13 protein-coding genes are annotated in these 14,624 nt (G+C 47.4%); 9 read left to right on the top strand and 4 right to left on the bottom strand.

Annotation, left to right across the window (positions count from 1 at the left end; genetic code table 11):
* Window positions 1-251 precede the first annotated feature (251 nt).
* Both fieF and ACF8OV_RS10980 read right to left on the bottom strand, forming a co-directional pair.
* Window positions 252-1,160 (bottom strand): CDF family cation-efflux transporter FieF, encoded by a 909-nt coding sequence (gene fieF / locus ACF8OV_RS10985; RefSeq protein WP_203505005.1) that lies wholly within the window; start codon window positions 1,158-1,160, stop codon window positions 252-254.
* 115 nt (window positions 1,161-1,275) lie between these two features.
* Entirely contained in the window at window positions 1,276-1,788 is a 513-nt protein-coding gene (locus ACF8OV_RS10980; protein ID WP_005487153.1) for a CpxP family protein, read from the bottom strand.
* Between the two features lie 190 nt (window positions 1,789-1,978).
* Between ACF8OV_RS10980 and ACF8OV_RS10975 the strand changes: the two genes are divergently transcribed.
* The 4 genes from ACF8OV_RS10975 to trmL all read left to right on the top strand — a co-directional run bounded on the left by ACF8OV_RS10975 (window position 1,979) and on the right by trmL (window position 5,343).
* Entirely contained in the window at window positions 1,979-2,668 is a 690-nt protein-coding gene (locus tag ACF8OV_RS10975) for a response regulator (protein ID WP_005478591.1), read from the top strand.
* Window positions 2,668-4,071, top strand: a complete 1,404-nt coding sequence (cpxA, locus tag ACF8OV_RS10970; RefSeq protein ID WP_025535081.1) for an envelope stress sensor histidine kinase CpxA — start codon at window positions 2,668-2,670, stop codon at window positions 4,069-4,071. Before ACF8OV_RS10975 ends, cpxA begins: the two co-directional genes overlap by 1 nt.
* A 72-nt stretch (window positions 4,072-4,143) precedes the next feature.
* Window positions 4,144-4,752 (top strand): superoxide dismutase, encoded by a 609-nt coding sequence (locus tag ACF8OV_RS10965; RefSeq protein ID WP_140142429.1) that lies wholly within the window; start codon window positions 4,144-4,146, stop codon window positions 4,750-4,752.
* 111 nt (window positions 4,753-4,863) lie between these two features.
* Entirely contained in the window at window positions 4,864-5,343 is a 480-nt protein-coding gene (trmL, locus tag ACF8OV_RS10960; protein WP_005460447.1) for a tRNA (uridine(34)/cytosine(34)/5-carboxymethylaminomethyluridine(34)-2'-O)-methyltransferase TrmL, read from the top strand.
* 70 nt (window positions 5,344-5,413) lie between these two features.
* On the opposite strand, the gene ACF8OV_RS10955 is transcribed toward trmL, so the two are convergent.
* A complete protein-coding gene (locus ACF8OV_RS10955; protein ID WP_025501248.1) occupies window positions 5,414-5,932 on the bottom strand; it encodes an FxsA family protein in 519 nt (172 codons plus the stop codon).
* Between the two features lie 459 nt (window positions 5,933-6,391).
* On the opposite strand from ACF8OV_RS10955, the gene aspA reads away from it, so the two are divergent.
* From aspA to ACF8OV_RS10935, 4 genes are all read left to right on the top strand, one after another.
* Entirely contained in the window at window positions 6,392-7,843 is a 1,452-nt protein-coding gene (gene aspA, locus ACF8OV_RS10950; protein WP_005460458.1) for an aspartate ammonia-lyase, read from the top strand.
* 175 nt (window positions 7,844-8,018) lie between these two features.
* Entirely contained in the window at window positions 8,019-9,326 is a 1,308-nt protein-coding gene (locus ACF8OV_RS10945) for an anaerobic C4-dicarboxylate transporter (protein ID WP_005457503.1), read from the top strand.
* A gap of 160 nt (window positions 9,327-9,486) precedes the next feature.
* Complete coding sequence (locus ACF8OV_RS10940) at window positions 9,487-11,328, top strand: protein-disulfide reductase DsbD (RefSeq protein WP_317676111.1); 1,842 nt, start codon at window positions 9,487-9,489, stop codon at window positions 11,326-11,328.
* Window positions 11,329-11,523: 195 nt separating this feature from the next.
* Window positions 11,524-12,153, top strand: a complete 630-nt coding sequence (locus tag ACF8OV_RS10935) for a response regulator transcription factor (protein ID WP_005465748.1) — start codon at window positions 11,524-11,526, stop codon at window positions 12,151-12,153.
* Window positions 12,154-12,156: 3 nt separating this feature from the next.
* Here the strand turns inward: ACF8OV_RS10935 and ACF8OV_RS10930 are convergent, their stop codons facing one another.
* A complete protein-coding gene (locus tag ACF8OV_RS10930; protein ID WP_015297432.1) occupies window positions 12,157-13,902 on the bottom strand; it encodes a potassium/proton antiporter in 1,746 nt (581 codons plus the stop codon).
* Between the two features lie 446 nt (window positions 13,903-14,348).
* Between ACF8OV_RS10930 and ACF8OV_RS10925 the strand changes: the two genes are divergently transcribed.
* Window positions 14,349-14,612 (top strand): DUF4212 domain-containing protein, encoded by a 264-nt coding sequence (locus ACF8OV_RS10925; protein ID WP_005458022.1) that lies wholly within the window; start codon window positions 14,349-14,351, stop codon window positions 14,610-14,612.
* Window positions 14,613-14,624 lie beyond the last annotated feature (12 nt).

Here is a 14,624-nt window from a genome sequence, read left to right as displayed (position 1 = left end):
ATTTTCTTTTAGGCCCCTTGTTACCAAGCAACCTGCATAATCCAGAACTGTGCGTTATGTTACATTTCCTCTACAGGAATACCAATTAAAACGCACTTTTTTATGTAACTTTTCTACTTATGTAAGAGTATTACAGTTTCTCTTTGAAACTTTGTTGATTCACATCAGGATCACGAATCTTAATAAGCATTGATGGAAAGATAGTCAATAAGCGCTTGTTTGTCGTTAAGATCAAAACGTTTTTTCGACTCTTACCAATCTTGTGCTTTTTGCTCTTTTTCTGGCCCAAATACCACCGACAATGGATCTTGATGGATCAATACATCCGCCTCTGGGAACAATGCCAACAAATTATCTTCCACTTTATCGGCAATATAATGCGCCTCAATTAAACGCAAGTTGTCATCCAATTCCAAATGCAATTGAATAAAACGTGTTGGACCAGACATACGGGTACGCAACTGATGTACGCCCAACACGCCTTTCACGCTCAAACAGGCTTGGTTAATTTGCTCAAGCTCTTCATCGGGCAGCTTTCTGTCGAGCAACGTTTGAATCGCTTCGCTGACCATTTTGAATGCGCTGTAAAGAATGAAGATACCAATACCAATCGCGAAGACTGCATCCGCTTGCGTTACACCAAAATAGCTGAGCCCAAGCGCGACCATGATCGCCCCGTTCATGTATAAATCCGTTTGGTAGTGCAACGAATCTGCCGCGATTGCTTGGCTGCCCGTGATGTGCACCACGCGTTTCTGGAACATGACCAAACCAAACGTCACCATCATCGCAAACAAGGAGACATACACACCCAGCTCCGGCGCGTTCAGTTCGTGTGGCCTGAAGAAACGATCGATACCGTTTAGGATCAAAAATACCGCAGAGCCGGAGATAAACATCGCCTGTGCCAACGCAGCGAGAGACTCGGCCTTACCATGCCCAAAAGTGTGTTCTCTGTCGGCTGGTTGCAGCGAATAGCGAACCACCACCAAATTCACCACTGAAGCGGCGATGTCCAGCATCGAATCAATAAGCGATGCCAATAGGCTGACCGATCCCGTCACCCACCATGTGATGACTTTTACAATGAGAAGAAGCGTCGCCACTATGGTTGCTGTCCAAGCTGCCGTCGTGACTAAGCGTGCATATTGCTGTTTCATAATCAAAGAGTTAACTCAAACCGTATTTTGAGTATACGTTGAATGCGCGTGAAATCGCCAGATCAAAAAGAGGCAACCTGTGGCTGCCTCTTCATATATATCATCGGATCATGACTTAATTATTGCGGTGTTTTCCCATGCGTTGTTGCATTTGGTCACCACATTCTTGCATGCGCTCGTTTTGCAGTTTTACAAATTCAGCTTTTTGCTCTGGAGTCAGCACGCTCAACATTTGGTGTTTTCTCTCCAGCATTTTCACGCGGTGCTCAGTTTGGCGCTCAACCATCTCTTTCGCTAGAGCTGTGGCTTGCGCTTCATCGAACGTATCCGCTAGCAATAGAGACTGCATTTTCGCGTGATGCGCTTGGCGCTCTGCCATGCGTGCTTCGCGGTTTTGTGAATATTTGCCTTTCATTTCCGCGCGGTTTGCATCACGGAAAGATTGCAGTTGGTCTTTTTGTGCATCAGTTAAGTTCAAATCGCGCATGATGCCACGGTCCATACCCATACCACATTCATCACGTGGGCCTTTGTGGTGATCTTTACCACCAAATGCGAATGCACTCGCAGTGCCTAAAGTTAGAGGTAGAACAACAGCAGCTAACACAAGTTTTTTTGCAGATTTCATAATTCGATTCCTTACACAAGTGAGTGATTCTTCTGGGCTGTTCTCACAGCGCTTGAGTATAGAATACGACTCGCTAGGTAAAGCGGCGTATAGGGAGCGTAAAGAATCGTAAAGAGTGATTTTTGCCCTCTTCGTCGCACATCAATCCAATGTAATATTAAGTAAACGGTAACTGACCAAAGGTGCCCCGATGGCAAACATTCTTTTAATTGATGACGACATAGAACTGACAAGCCTATTAAAAGAGGTGCTCAGCTTCGAAGGATTCGAAGTCAGTGAAGCAAACGACGGTGAAGCCGGCCTTGCCGCAATCAACAGCGATATCGACCTCATCCTACTGGATGTAATGATGCCAAAATTGAATGGTATGGAAACGCTGAAGCGTCTGCGAGAGAACTGGGAAACCCCCGTGTTGATGTTGACCGCCAAAGGCGAAGAGATTGATCGAGTGATCGGTTTAGAGCTCGGCGCAGATGACTACTTACCAAAACCTTTCAGCGACCGAGAGCTGCTCGCTCGTATTCGCGCGATTTTACGTCGCACCAGTAACACGCAGAAAAACGGCAAAAATAGCGATTGTATTGAGTACCAAGAGTTGCGCCTGTATCCGGGCAAGCAAGAGGCTTACTGCGATCAACAATTGCTGGATCTAACCGCAACCGAGTTCGCGCTGTTGACCCACTTTGTCCAAAACCCAGGGCACGTACTCACCAAAGAGACGTTGAGCCTCGACGTACTAGGTAAACGACTGGCGGCCTTTGACCGCGCAATCGATATGCACGTGTCGAACTTACGCAAAAAGCTGCCCGACCAAAGCAATGGCAAACCGCGCATCAAAACCCTACGTGGTCGCGGCTATATGCTGCTTGAGGAGGATTAATGCGCCTATCACGCATCAAACTGCCAAAGATTAATAGCTTGTATGGACGCATCTTTGCCATCTTTTGGTTCACTATGCTGTTGGTGTTGATAGCCGTGCTATCACTGCCACATTTGGATCCAAGGAAAGCACGCGACATTCCCGACGAGCATTATCAGCGGATCATTGAAACGCGTGATGCCATTCAAAACAAATACCGCAAAGAAACCGATCTAGGACGCATTTTATTCCGTGTAGAGGGCAACCGCGCAGGTAAACATGACCCACGACCACGAGTGTTCTTTTCGGATTACAACGGCAACGTCTTAACCACCGATAAGCGCAGCAACTTTCAACTGCGTGCGATGCAAAACTTTGTCACCAGTATTGAAGATTACAACAAGCCAAAACAGAGACTTTATGGTCGCTATATGATTGCCGGCCCTGTGCCAATCGTTCTGGCCGACTCTGAACTGCTGATGTACGTTGGCTTTAAATGGAACGAGCCACCACCGCTGCTGCTGCGTCTCTTCGACCATCCGTTCCAGTTACTGTTGGCAGTCATGTTGGTGAGCACGCCATTACTGCTGTGGCTTGCTTGGGCGCTGAGCCAACCCGCACGACGCCTTGAAGCCGCCGCGCAGCGAGTAGCAAAAGGTGAGTTCGTCATCGATCCGAATCTTGAAAAAGGCACCGCAGAATTTCGTCAAGCGGGCAGCAGCTTCAACCAAATGGTCGAAGCGGTGAATCAGATGATTTCAGGTCAGCAGCGTTTACTGTCGGACATTTCTCACGAATTACGCTCGCCACTCACTCGATTGCGCATGGCCAGTGCATTAGCAACGCGCAAACAGGGTGACAGCCCTGAGTTGGTTCGCATTGATACCGAAGCGCAGCGCCTTGAGCAGATGATCAGCGAATTGCTTGAGCTCTCGCGCATGCAGGTGAACAGCCACATGACACGCGAGACACAGCCAATAGAAAGTTTGTGGGAAGAGATCATTAAAGATGCGCAGTTTGAAGCCGAGCAAATGGGTAAAACACTCCGCTATTCAGAGATCCCTGAGCGACATATCTCAGGCAACCCAAAACTGTTGATGAGCGCGGTAGAAAACATCATCCGCAACGCGATTTATTACGGAAAAGATGAAGTGCAGATCGACATTCAAGACAAGACTGACACACTGACGATTACCGTCGATGACAACGGTGATGGTGTGCCGGATGAAGAGTTAGAAGCGATTTTCCGTCCATTTTATCGTGTGTCTACCGCTCGTGATCGTCACTCTGGCGGCACAGGATTAGGGTTAACCATCACCGAAAGTGCGATTCGTCAGCACAGCGGTACGATTGTCGCGAGCCGCAGCCCACTGGGAGGTTTGCGCGTCTCCATCACGTTGCCTTTAGTTAAAGTAGGCAAATAACCCTACAAGATTTTAGTTGATAATGATTTTCATTAACATTAGAGTAAATCCTCCGATTAAGGAGGATTTACTATGTCGCATACATTTCCCGCTCTGCCTTACCCATACGATGCGTTAGAGCCATACATCGACGCAAAAACCATGGAAGTGCATTACAGCAAACACCATAAGACTTACTTCGATAAATTCATCACCGCCGTGCAAGGCAGTGATCTTGAAACACAATCGCTAGACGAAATCTTCGCAGCCGTTTCGCAACATAGCCCAGCCATTCGCAACAATGGCGGCGGCTACTACAACCACATCCTTTACTGGAATTGCATGTCGCCAGAAGGCGGCGGTGAACCACAAGGCGCACTTGCGCAAGCCATCAACGACAAGTTTGGTCACTTCGAAAAGTTCAAAGACGAATTCGCTCAAGCAGCCGTTAATACGTTTGGATCTGGCTTTGCATGGTTAGTTGTGAAAAATGGCGACATCCACATCTCCTCCACCAGCAATCAGGATAACCCGTTAATGGACGTGGCCGATGTACGCGGCGAACCTATCCTTGCATTAGATGTGTGGGAGCACGCGTACTACATCAGTTATCAGAACCGTCGACCAGAATACATCGACGCTTGGTGGAATGTGGTGAACTGGCGCGCCGTCGAAGAGAACTACGCTCGCGCGCTCGTATAACCGCTAACGATAAAGGGGGAAGGTTGATAAGCGCCAAGTCCTCTTTTGTACCCAAGTCGCTGCACTTGGGTATATACTGCCCCTCTCTTTGACCAACTCTATTTCAATACCATGTTTGATATCGCTTTATACGAACCAGAAATCGCGCCGAATACCGGCAACATCATTCGACTTTGTGCCAACTGCGGTGCAAACCTGCATTTGATTGAACCGCTGGGTTTCGATCTGGAAGAGAAAAAAGTCCGCCGCGCAGGATTGGATTATCACGATTTGGCTCGCGTAACGCGTCATAAGAACTATCAAGCATTCTTGGAATATCTCGATAAAGAAAAGCAAGGCAATTACCGTCTGTTTGCTTGCACCACAAAAACCACAGGTCACCACGTTGATGCGCAATACCAAGCAGGTGATGTGTTGATGTTTGGCCCTGAAACTCGCGGCCTACCCGCAGAGATCATTGAAGGCTTGCCAATGGAACAGCGTATTCGCATCCCAATGATGCCAGACGCGCGCAGCCTAAACCTTTCGAATGCCGTTGCGATCATTGCTTTTGAAGCCTGGCGTCAAATGGGCTTTGAAGGGGCGTTGTAAGCTCAACGAATTCCAGACACAAAAAAGGGCGCGGAATGCGCCCTTTTGTTTTCTTGATTCACTGATTCAATCAGTTGAGCTTATTACGATCATCGTCATCTTTACGCTCGAATTCACCTTCGAAGGTGTTGCCGTTGTCCGAGCGAGAATCAAACGGGTCACGATGAAACGGATCTTGCTCAAATGGCCCTTGGTTTGAGAAACCACCTTGGAAGCCACCACCATGCATGGTTTTGACGACCATCTTGCTCATCAAGTATTTCGCAATCGCGGCACGCGGCGCAGGCAGCAATACCACCATACCCAACGCGTCAGTCATAAAGCCGGGAGTCAGCAATAGTACACCGGCAACCGCTAGCATCACACCTTCAAAAATTTGCTGTGCTGGAATTTCGCCTTGTTCAAGACGGCCCTGAACAGACATCAAGGTTTGAATACCTTGGCTGCGCACTAATGACGCGCCGACAAATGCCGTGATCAGCACTAATGCGATGGTTGGCCAGAGACCTAAAAAGCCCCCCACCTGAATAAATAAGCCAATTTCAATGATTGGGACGAAAATAAACGCCAATAATAAGATAGGAAACACACGCCCTCCTTTGTTTAATTCAGTGTAATGGTAAAAGCCAAGTAACCTCAAACGAATCGTTGTAAAAAAGCGTGTTCATACTCATGGCTTTTTTATTCAGGCGAACACACAGGCAAACTTTGCGAAAACACGCTATACATTTATGCGTTGCATTTGTGCGCATACCGATTTTTTCGTGCTTGAAAAGTGCCAATTTCGAACTCTAAAAAACCATGTTTGTCGAGGAAAATTGAATACCCACAAAGGGTTATTAATAACCCGTTCATACTTTGCAAATTATTGACTCATGAAAAGCGAAAAAGGTGATCTAGTTACTATTTTTATGCGCTAGGTGCAGTATGATGTGCCACATAAGTCAGGACGGATTTTCCAGCCAAAAATTCTGATGAATGGATTCTAGATTGCAGAAATGGCTAATAAATAACTTTATTATCAGAATTATCATCTAAGGATCCTGCTATGGCTACCCTATCTGATGCTCCAAAAACAGCAAACCAAGCCACTCGTATTGAAGAAGATCTATTAGGTCAACGTCATGTCCCTGCTGATGCGTACTACGGCATTCATACCCTACGTGCGATCGAAAACTTCAACATCTCTAACGTAACTATTTCTGACGTACCTGAGTTCGTACGCGGCATGGTGATGACGAAGAAAGCAGCGGCGTTGGCGAACAAAGAACTTGGCGCCATTCCTAAAGAAGTTGCTAACTACATCCTAGAAGCGTGTGATTTGATCCTAGAAACAGGCAAGTGTATGGATCAGTTCCCTTCAGACGTATTCCAAGGTGGCGCGGGTACTTCCGTTAACATGAATACTAACGAAGTTATCGCGAACGTTGCACTTGAACTGATGGGCAAAGAAAAAGGCCAATACGAGTTCATCAACCCGAACGACCACGTTAACAAGAGCCAATCTACTAACTGTGCATACCCAACTGGTTTCCGTATCGCGGTTTACAACAGCGTACACAAACTAATGGAAGCGATTGAATACCTAAAAGGCGCATTCGATCTTAAAGCAACTGAATTCAAAGACGTATTGAAGATGGGTCGTACTCAGCTTCAAGACGCGGTACCAATGACTGTTGGTCAAGAGTTCCACGCTTGGGCTGTAACGCTAAACGAAGAGATTCGTGCTCTAGATTACACATCTAAACTCCTACTAGAAATCAACCTAGGTGCAACCGCAATCGGTACTGGTCTTAACACACCAACTGGTTACCAAGCTCTAGCAGTGAAACACCTAGCGGAAGTAACTGGCCTTGACGTTGTACCTGCAGAAGACCTAATCGAAGCGACTTCTGACTGTGGTGCATACGTAATGACTCACGGCGCGCTAAAACGTCTAGCAGTGAAACTATCGAAGATCTGTAACGACCTTCGCCTACTTTCTTCTGGTCCTCGCGCGGGTCTAAACGAGTTGAACCTACCTGAAATGCAAGCAGGTTCTTCAATCATGCCAGCGAAAGTAAACCCAGTTATCCCAGAAGTAGTAAACCAAGTTTGCTTCAAAGTTCTAGGTAACGACAACACGGTTTCTTTCGCAGCAGAAGGCGGTCAGCTACAGCTAAACGTAATGGAACCAGTTATCGCACAAAGCATGTTTGAGTCTATCTCTCTACTACACAATGCGTGTGTGAACCTACGTGATAAATGTATCGACGGCATCACTGTAAACAAAGAAATCTGTGAGAACTACGTTTACAACTCAATCGGTATCGTAACTTACCTAAACCCATACATTGGCCACCACGAAGGTGACATTGTCGGTAAGATTTGCGCAGAAACTGGTAAGAGTGTTCGTGAAGTCGTGCTTGAGCGCGGTCTGCTAACTGCAGAAGAACTTGATGAAATCTTAACAGTTGAAAACTTCATGCATCCTACTTACAAAGCAAAACGCTACGAGTAAGCATTGAAGCTAAGGGGGGCCATCCAGGCCCCTTTTTTAGGCTTTTTCACGGTAACCACATTTTTAATAAGCTTTTATTGCCGTAGGCCGCTGGGTTCTGATTCTCTGAACATTTACTCCTGTTCCTGAGTGTTCAAAAAATCAGAATCAAATAAAAAACTAAAGAGGTATCAATATGGTCATGGTCGAACTCTTCGTGGTTCTGCTCTTCATCTATTTGGGGGCAAGAATCGGCGGTATCGGCATTGGTTTTGCCGGTGGTGCTGGGGTCATTGCGTTGTCTTTGATCTTGGGTGTCCCGACAAGCCAAGCGTACATTCCTGTTGACGTAATTTTGATCATCATGTCTGTAATCACGGCTATCGCAGCAATGCAAGTGGCTGGTGGTTTGGATTGGATGGTACAAGTTGCGGAAGACTTTTTGCGTAAACACCCTGAGCGCATCACCTTTTACGCGCCAATCGTGACATTCCTAATGACACTAATGGCGGGTACAGGTCACACAGCATTCTCTACTCTACCGGTTATTGCAGAAGTGGCGAAAGGCCAAGGCGTTCGTCCTTCTCGTCCACTGTCTATCGCGGTTGTGGCATCGCAAATCGCTATCACAGCTTCTCCAATTTCAGCGGCAGTTGTGGCGTTTGCAGCTATGTTGCATCCGTTTGGTGTGGATTACCTAACGCTACTTGCGATCTGTATTCCAACCACGTTCATCGCTTGTATGATCGGTGCATTCGTTGCGAACTTCATGGGCTGTGAGCTAAAAGACGATCCTGAATACCAAGAGCGTCTAGAGAAAGGCCTAATCAAGCTAAACACAGAAGCAAAACGCGAAATCCTACCAACTGCAAAAAAAGCGACGTTCATCTTCCTTGGCGCTATCGCTTTCGTCGTGTGCTACGCAGCGGCTATCTCTGGTTCAGTGGGTCTAATCGAGAACCCAGCACTGGGTCGTAACGAAGCAATCATGACGGTAATGCTGGCAGCCGCCGCGGCGATCGTAATGAGCTGTAAAATTGATGCTGGCAAAATCCCAGCAGCAGCGACATTCCGTTCTGGTATGACCGCGTGTGTGTGTGTTCTTGGTGTGGCATGGCTAGGTTCTACGTTCGTTAACGCGCACGTTGATGGCATCAAAGAAGTGGCTGGTGCACTACTAGCTGACTACCCATGGATGCTAGCACTTGTTCTATTCTTCGCGTCTATGCTGCTTTACTCTCAAGGTGCAACTACCGTTGCGCTTATGCCTGCAGCACTTGCAATCGGTGTAGCGCCACTAACAGCGGTTGCGTCTTTCGCAGCAGTAAGTGCGCTATTCGTACTACCAACTTACCCAACGCTACTAGCTGCGGTTGAGATGGATGACACGGGTTCAACTCGTATCGGTAAGTACGTATTTAACCACCCGTTCTTCGTTCCAGGCGTGGTCACCATCGCATCAGCGGTAGCACTTGGCTTCGCATTCGGTGGTCTACTGATCTAGTAGAAACAGAGTCTTACTCGGGGAGCTTCGGCTCCCTTTTTTCTTTTCTGCGCCTTGAGTATTGCTTAACAAATCTTCACTTGGATGAAACTTATTAACTCGCCTGCGGGTCTGATTGAGTTACACTAACGGCAATTATCTAAGATGAATTGAACCTTTTATGCGCGCATTACTTTCCGTTTTACTCTTAGGGCTCATTACCTTTTCCACTCCGTCTTTGGCTTTATTTGGCAAAGACCAGTTTAACAATAGCCAGAACAACAGCTTTGGTAGCAGCAACGACAGCTTTGTTCCGGTCGACCAAGCGTTCCCGTTTAACTTCTACCAACAAGACGACAAATTGATGCTCGATTGGCAGGTACGAGACGGCTACTACCTGTATCAAGAGCGCTTGTCTGTGTCTGGTGAAAACATCTCTCTTGGCGAACTGCAAATGGAAAACGGCACGCCACATAAAGATGAATTTTTCGGTGATGTGCATATCTACACCACGCCTTTATTTGTGAATGTACCGCTTGATGAGTGGCAAGAAGGCGCACGCGTGATCGTGCAATATCAAGGCTGTGCGAAGGCTGGATTCTGCTATCCGCCAGAAACTCGCATCATTCCAATTGACGCTTTTACGGCCTCCATTGCTGATTCCGCAATAGCGAAAAAGCCAACGCAATCAACAGCGAACAATAACCAAACAAGCACGACATCACCAACGGCGAGCACGTCAGAGTCATCAAACAACGCTCCCGCACCAGTCACTGAGCAAGACAGCCTCGCGGCGAACCTTGCTGACAATTGGTGGACTCCGCTGCTGTTTTTAGCTCTTGGTGTAGGCTTAGCGTTTACGCCATGCGTTCTGCCAATGTACCCAATTTTGACCAGCATCGTACTTGGTAGTGGGAAGCTAAGCCAACGCCGTGCTCTGGGTTTATCCCTGGTTTACGTGCAAGGCATGGCGCTAACTTACACTCTTCTCGGCTTAGTGGTGGCATCAGCAGGCATGCAGTTCCAAGCGGCGATGCAACACCCATATGTGTTGATTGGTTTGAGTATCTTATTCGTCACGTTGGCACTCTCCATGTTTGGTGTGTACACCCTGCAATTGCCAAGCAGTGTACAAACGTGGCTAAACAACCTAAGCAACAAACAACAAGGCGGCAGCAGCGCAGGCGTATTCGCGATGGGTGCGATCTCAGGTCTGGTGTGCTCACCGTGTACCACAGCACCTCTGTCGGGCGCACTACTCTACGTTGCACAAAGTGGTGACTTGCTGACTGGTGGTATTGCGCTTTACGCACTGGCGATGGGTATGGGTATTCCGCTGATTCTCGTGGCGGTATTTGGCAACAAACTGCTGCCAAAAGCCGGCGGTTGGATGGACCGCGTGAAGACACTATTTGGTTTCATTCTGCTGGCAGCACCAATCTTCTTGCTTGAGCGTATCTTGCCAGAAATGTGGTCGACGGCGTTGTGGTCTGCGCTCGGTATCGCGGCATTTGGTTGGTTGTATCACATCAAAAGCAGCTTGGAGTTTGGTGGCTGGAAGCAAAGCGCAATTGGCATTATTGCCGTCCTCGGTTTGTTCGCCTCCGCGCAACCAGCACTGAATTATTGGTTTGGCAATCACGAAACCCAAGCACAGCAAACAACGGTTAGCTTTACTCGCATTGCTAATGTGGCCGAGCTTGAAGATCAACTGGCGCTGGCGAAAGCAGCAGGTAAACCAGTCATGCTCGACTTCTACGCCGACTGGTGTGTAGCGTGTAAAGAGTTTGAGAAGTACACCTTCCACGATCCAAAAGTCGAAGCCAAGCTGCAAGACTTCGTGTTGCTGCAAGCGGATGTCACCAAAAACCAAGTGCAAGATATTGAGCTACTCAAACACATGAACGTGCTGGGTTTGCCGACCATCGAGTTCTGGAATGCGAAAGGCGAACACGTTTCAAACGCTCGTTTAACTGGCTTTATGCAAGCCGAGCCTTTCTTAGAGCACATCAATCGATTCTAATATCACATCATTCAAACGCCAGCGATTTTCGCGGGCGTTTTTTTGTTGCACAGATTTGAATGAGAAAAATGCGGCTATATGCAATTTTCCTAATAAAAGTCGATTTGGTTCAGACTTTTAGCGAATAAATATTGTCCACCTTCTCAAAGCTGGACAATAATTCATTTAACGAAATAGTCAAAAGTGTTTAACGTCATGGATTCGACCTACACCATCATCATCGCCGATGATCACCCTCTCTTCCGTAATGCATTGTTCCAATCGGTACACATGGCTGTCAGTGGTGCCAATCTGCTTGAAGCAGACTCTCTTGATGCCCTGCTTGCATTACTCGCCAAAGAGGAAGAGCCGGATTTGGTGCTGTTGGATCTCAAAATGCCTGGGGCTAATGGAATGTCGGGGCTTATCCACTTAAGAGCGGAATACCCAGATTTGCCTATCGTCGTGGTATCCGCCAGCGAAGAGCCAACGGTAGTGAGTCAAGTGAAAAGCCATGGTGCGTTTGGCTTTATTCCGAAATCGAGTGATATGCGTGAGCTGGTCAATGCACTCAACCAAGTGCTCAATGGCGACCCATACTTCCCTGAAGGGCTGATCACCAATAACGCAGCGTGTAATGATTTAGCAGAGAAGATTGCCGCGCTAACGCCACAGCAATACAAAGTGTTGGGGATGTTGTCTGATGGCTTGCTGAACAAACAAATCGCTTACGAGTTGAATGTATCAGAAGCCACCATCAAAGCACACATGACGGCGATTTTCCGCAAGCTCGGCGTGAAGAACCGCACGCAAGCCGTCATCATGTTAACGGAAATGAACGATTAGGACTTAGTCCTCCTCTTCCCCTTCCTCTTCTTCATTGGGTAAACGTAAGCCAACCTTAGTTACTTGGTGATCCACCACGTCCGCGATTACCCATTGCAATCCTTGCCATTCAAACTGGTCGCCCAAAACAGGCGTGCTACCCAGCTGTTCTTCAACAATATTGCTCAAGGTTTTATCTTGCAGTTCATCGCCCAAATTCAAACCGTACATCATCGCCACGTCGGCCAGTTTCACTTCGATATCTAAGAAGAAATCACCAAAGAAACGAGTCAGAGAGGCTTTCTCCGGCGCTTCACTGAACAACAAGCTCAGTGCAGCTAAGTCTTTCTCTTGAGCCAATACACATAGGGTATCGTCTTCTTCCAACCTGGTACTGCCCGATGGGTGAAGCAGTTCTTGATTACGGAAAACAGCCGCAATGCGCGTGCCTTCAGGCATCGACAAACTGCGCAGCGGTTCGCCAATGCACCATTTATCCGCTTTCAATCGGTAGATAAACAGTTCCCACTCACTGGTTGGGTAAATCTCCACACCAGTGCGAGAGATTGGCTCGGGCTTTGGTGGCAACTCAACCTTGGCAAGCGACATCGCTTTGGTCAGCGTACCGCCCTGAACGATCAGCGATACCATAACCACGAAGAAGGCCAAGTTGAAGTACAGCTGCGCGTCTGGTAAACCAGCCATCATAGGGAATACCGCAAGAATGATTGGCACCGCGCCACGCAAACCAACCCAAGAGACAAACCACTTTTCACGTGGCGTGAAACTCTTAAATGGCAGCAGTCCAATCCACACGGAAATAGGACGGGCAAACAAAATCATACCAAACGCAAGCGCCAAGCCAGGCACCGCAATACTCAGCAAGTTCGACGGCGTAACCAACAAACCAAGCACGAGGAACATGCCAATTTGCGCTAGCCACGTCATACCATCTAATACATGCAGAATCGAATGACGGCTGCGCGTTGGACGGTTACCCAGCAATAAACCCACGAGGTAAATCGACAAAATACCGCTGCCGCCTAACGAGTTCGACAACGCGAAAATGATCAAGCCGCCGCTGACGGTCAAAATCGAGTACAAGCCATCCGGCAGTTGATTGCGATTGATGACTTTCCACAAGACCCAGCCACCAGCAAAACCAAGAAGCGCACCGATACCAAACTGCTTAACAAAACTGAGCGCTAAAAAGCCGGCGCTTAACTCCGTTCCCGTACTAGAAAGAATCGCAATTAACGTGACGGTCAAGAACACCGCCATTGGGTCGTTGGTGCCCGATTCAATTTCTAACGTCGAGCCAACACGTTCGTTCAGACTGCGGCCTTTCAATAAAGAGAAGACCGCGGCCGCATCCGTTGAACCGACAATCGCGCCGACCAAGATACCTTGCAATAAATCCAAATCGAACAGCCAGGTCGCCATCAAGCCAGTTAACAATGTCGTGATGGCTACGCCTATGGTTGCCAACGACACCGAAGGCCACAAGGCGACCCGAAAACTGGCGACTCGCGTTCGCATCCCGCCATCCAAAAGAATGATGGCGAGCGCTAAGTTACTGACTAAATAAGCGATGGAATAATTATCAAATAAGATTCCGCCAAGGCCATCTTCCCCAGCCAACATACCTACCGCAAGAAATACGAGAAGGATTGGAATCCCCAATTTTGAGGACACGGGGCTTAAAAGAACGCTCAGTGCAATCAGTAATGCACCAATCAGAAAAAAGCTGTTAATGGTGTCTGCGTCCATTCTCACCCTCCCTAAATGAAAAGCTACAAACAATCTCAACGAGTAAGCATATAAGTTCCTAAATCACCTCAACTTTAAGATGTAAGCGTGATGAGTTAAGCACAGGCTTTATTGTGCCTCAAAACCGTGCTCCGGTACGAAAACTTTATGTAAACAAATCACTTGAGAAGGTTGAATCTAGGTATAGATTCGGTGAAATCAATGAAGAAAAGATTAACCAATGCAACATATTGAAAACTTTATGCATCAAATCATTAGACCTTAGGCTAATTTAACACCTTTTTAACATCATCAAATCTTATCGATTTCGCCGTAAACGCCCATTATTCGGTCGTTTTTCCTTTTTTACGCCCCGACTAAAGTTGAAAAGAGTTATTGCCAACACCTTGCTAATGTACATTGTGAAACATTTTTTTAACAACAATACCAATCGTAAGGAGACGGCAATGGCATTTGAAAGCGAAGAAAGAGCCAAAGCCTATTGGGACAAAAACGTGAAGCTCATGATCGGTCTAATGGTCATCTGGTTCGTCGTGTCTTTCGGCTGCGGCATTTTATTTGTCGACGTACTTAATCAATTTCAATTAGGTGGATACAAACTTGGTTTCTGGTTTGCTCAGCAGGGCTCCATCTATGCCTTCCTAGGTATTATTTTCTACTACGCGTGGAGAATGCGCCAAATCGACCGTGAATTCGGCGTGGATGAGTAAGGAGTCACTCAG

This window comes from Vibrio sp. GLN_1, from assembly GCF_043106015.1.
Lineage (GTDB): Bacteria > Pseudomonadota > Gammaproteobacteria > Enterobacterales > Vibrionaceae > Vibrio > Vibrio parahaemolyticus.
The sequence above is the reverse complement of the archived record's forward strand: the minus strand, read 5'-3'. Positions and strand labels throughout refer to the sequence as shown.

Excerpts from the sequence above, each read along its gene's own strand:
- cpxA (WP_025535081.1), top strand. The coding sequence starts at position 2,668 with ATGCGCCTATCACGCATCAAACTGCCAAAGATTAATAGCTTGTATGGA.
- aspA (WP_005460458.1), top strand. The coding sequence starts at position 6,392 with ATGGCTACCCTATCTGATGCTCCAAAAACAGCAAACCAAGCCACTCGT.
- ACF8OV_RS10980 (WP_005487153.1), bottom strand. The coding sequence starts at position 1,788 with ATGAAATCTGCAAAAAAACTTGTGTTAGCTGCTGTTGTTCTACCTCTA.
- trmL (WP_005460447.1), top strand. The coding sequence starts at position 4,864 with ATGTTTGATATCGCTTTATACGAACCAGAAATCGCGCCGAATACCGGC.
- ACF8OV_RS10935 (WP_005465748.1), top strand. The coding sequence starts at position 11,524 with ATGGATTCGACCTACACCATCATCATCGCCGATGATCACCCTCTCTTC.
- ACF8OV_RS10945 (WP_005457503.1), top strand. The coding sequence starts at position 8,019 with ATGGTCATGGTCGAACTCTTCGTGGTTCTGCTCTTCATCTATTTGGGG.
- fieF (WP_203505005.1), bottom strand. The coding sequence starts at position 1,160 with ATGAAACAGCAATATGCACGCTTAGTCACGACGGCAGCTTGGACAGCA.
- ACF8OV_RS10940 (WP_317676111.1), top strand. The coding sequence starts at position 9,487 with ATGCGCGCATTACTTTCCGTTTTACTCTTAGGGCTCATTACCTTTTCC.
- ACF8OV_RS10930 (WP_015297432.1), bottom strand. The coding sequence starts at position 13,902 with ATGGACGCAGACACCATTAACAGCTTTTTTCTGATTGGTGCATTACTG.
- ACF8OV_RS10925 (WP_005458022.1), top strand. The coding sequence starts at position 14,349 with ATGGCATTTGAAAGCGAAGAAAGAGCCAAAGCCTATTGGGACAAAAAC.
- ACF8OV_RS10965 (WP_140142429.1), top strand. The coding sequence starts at position 4,144 with ATGTCGCATACATTTCCCGCTCTGCCTTACCCATACGATGCGTTAGAG.
- ACF8OV_RS10975 (WP_005478591.1), top strand. The coding sequence starts at position 1,979 with ATGGCAAACATTCTTTTAATTGATGACGACATAGAACTGACAAGCCTA.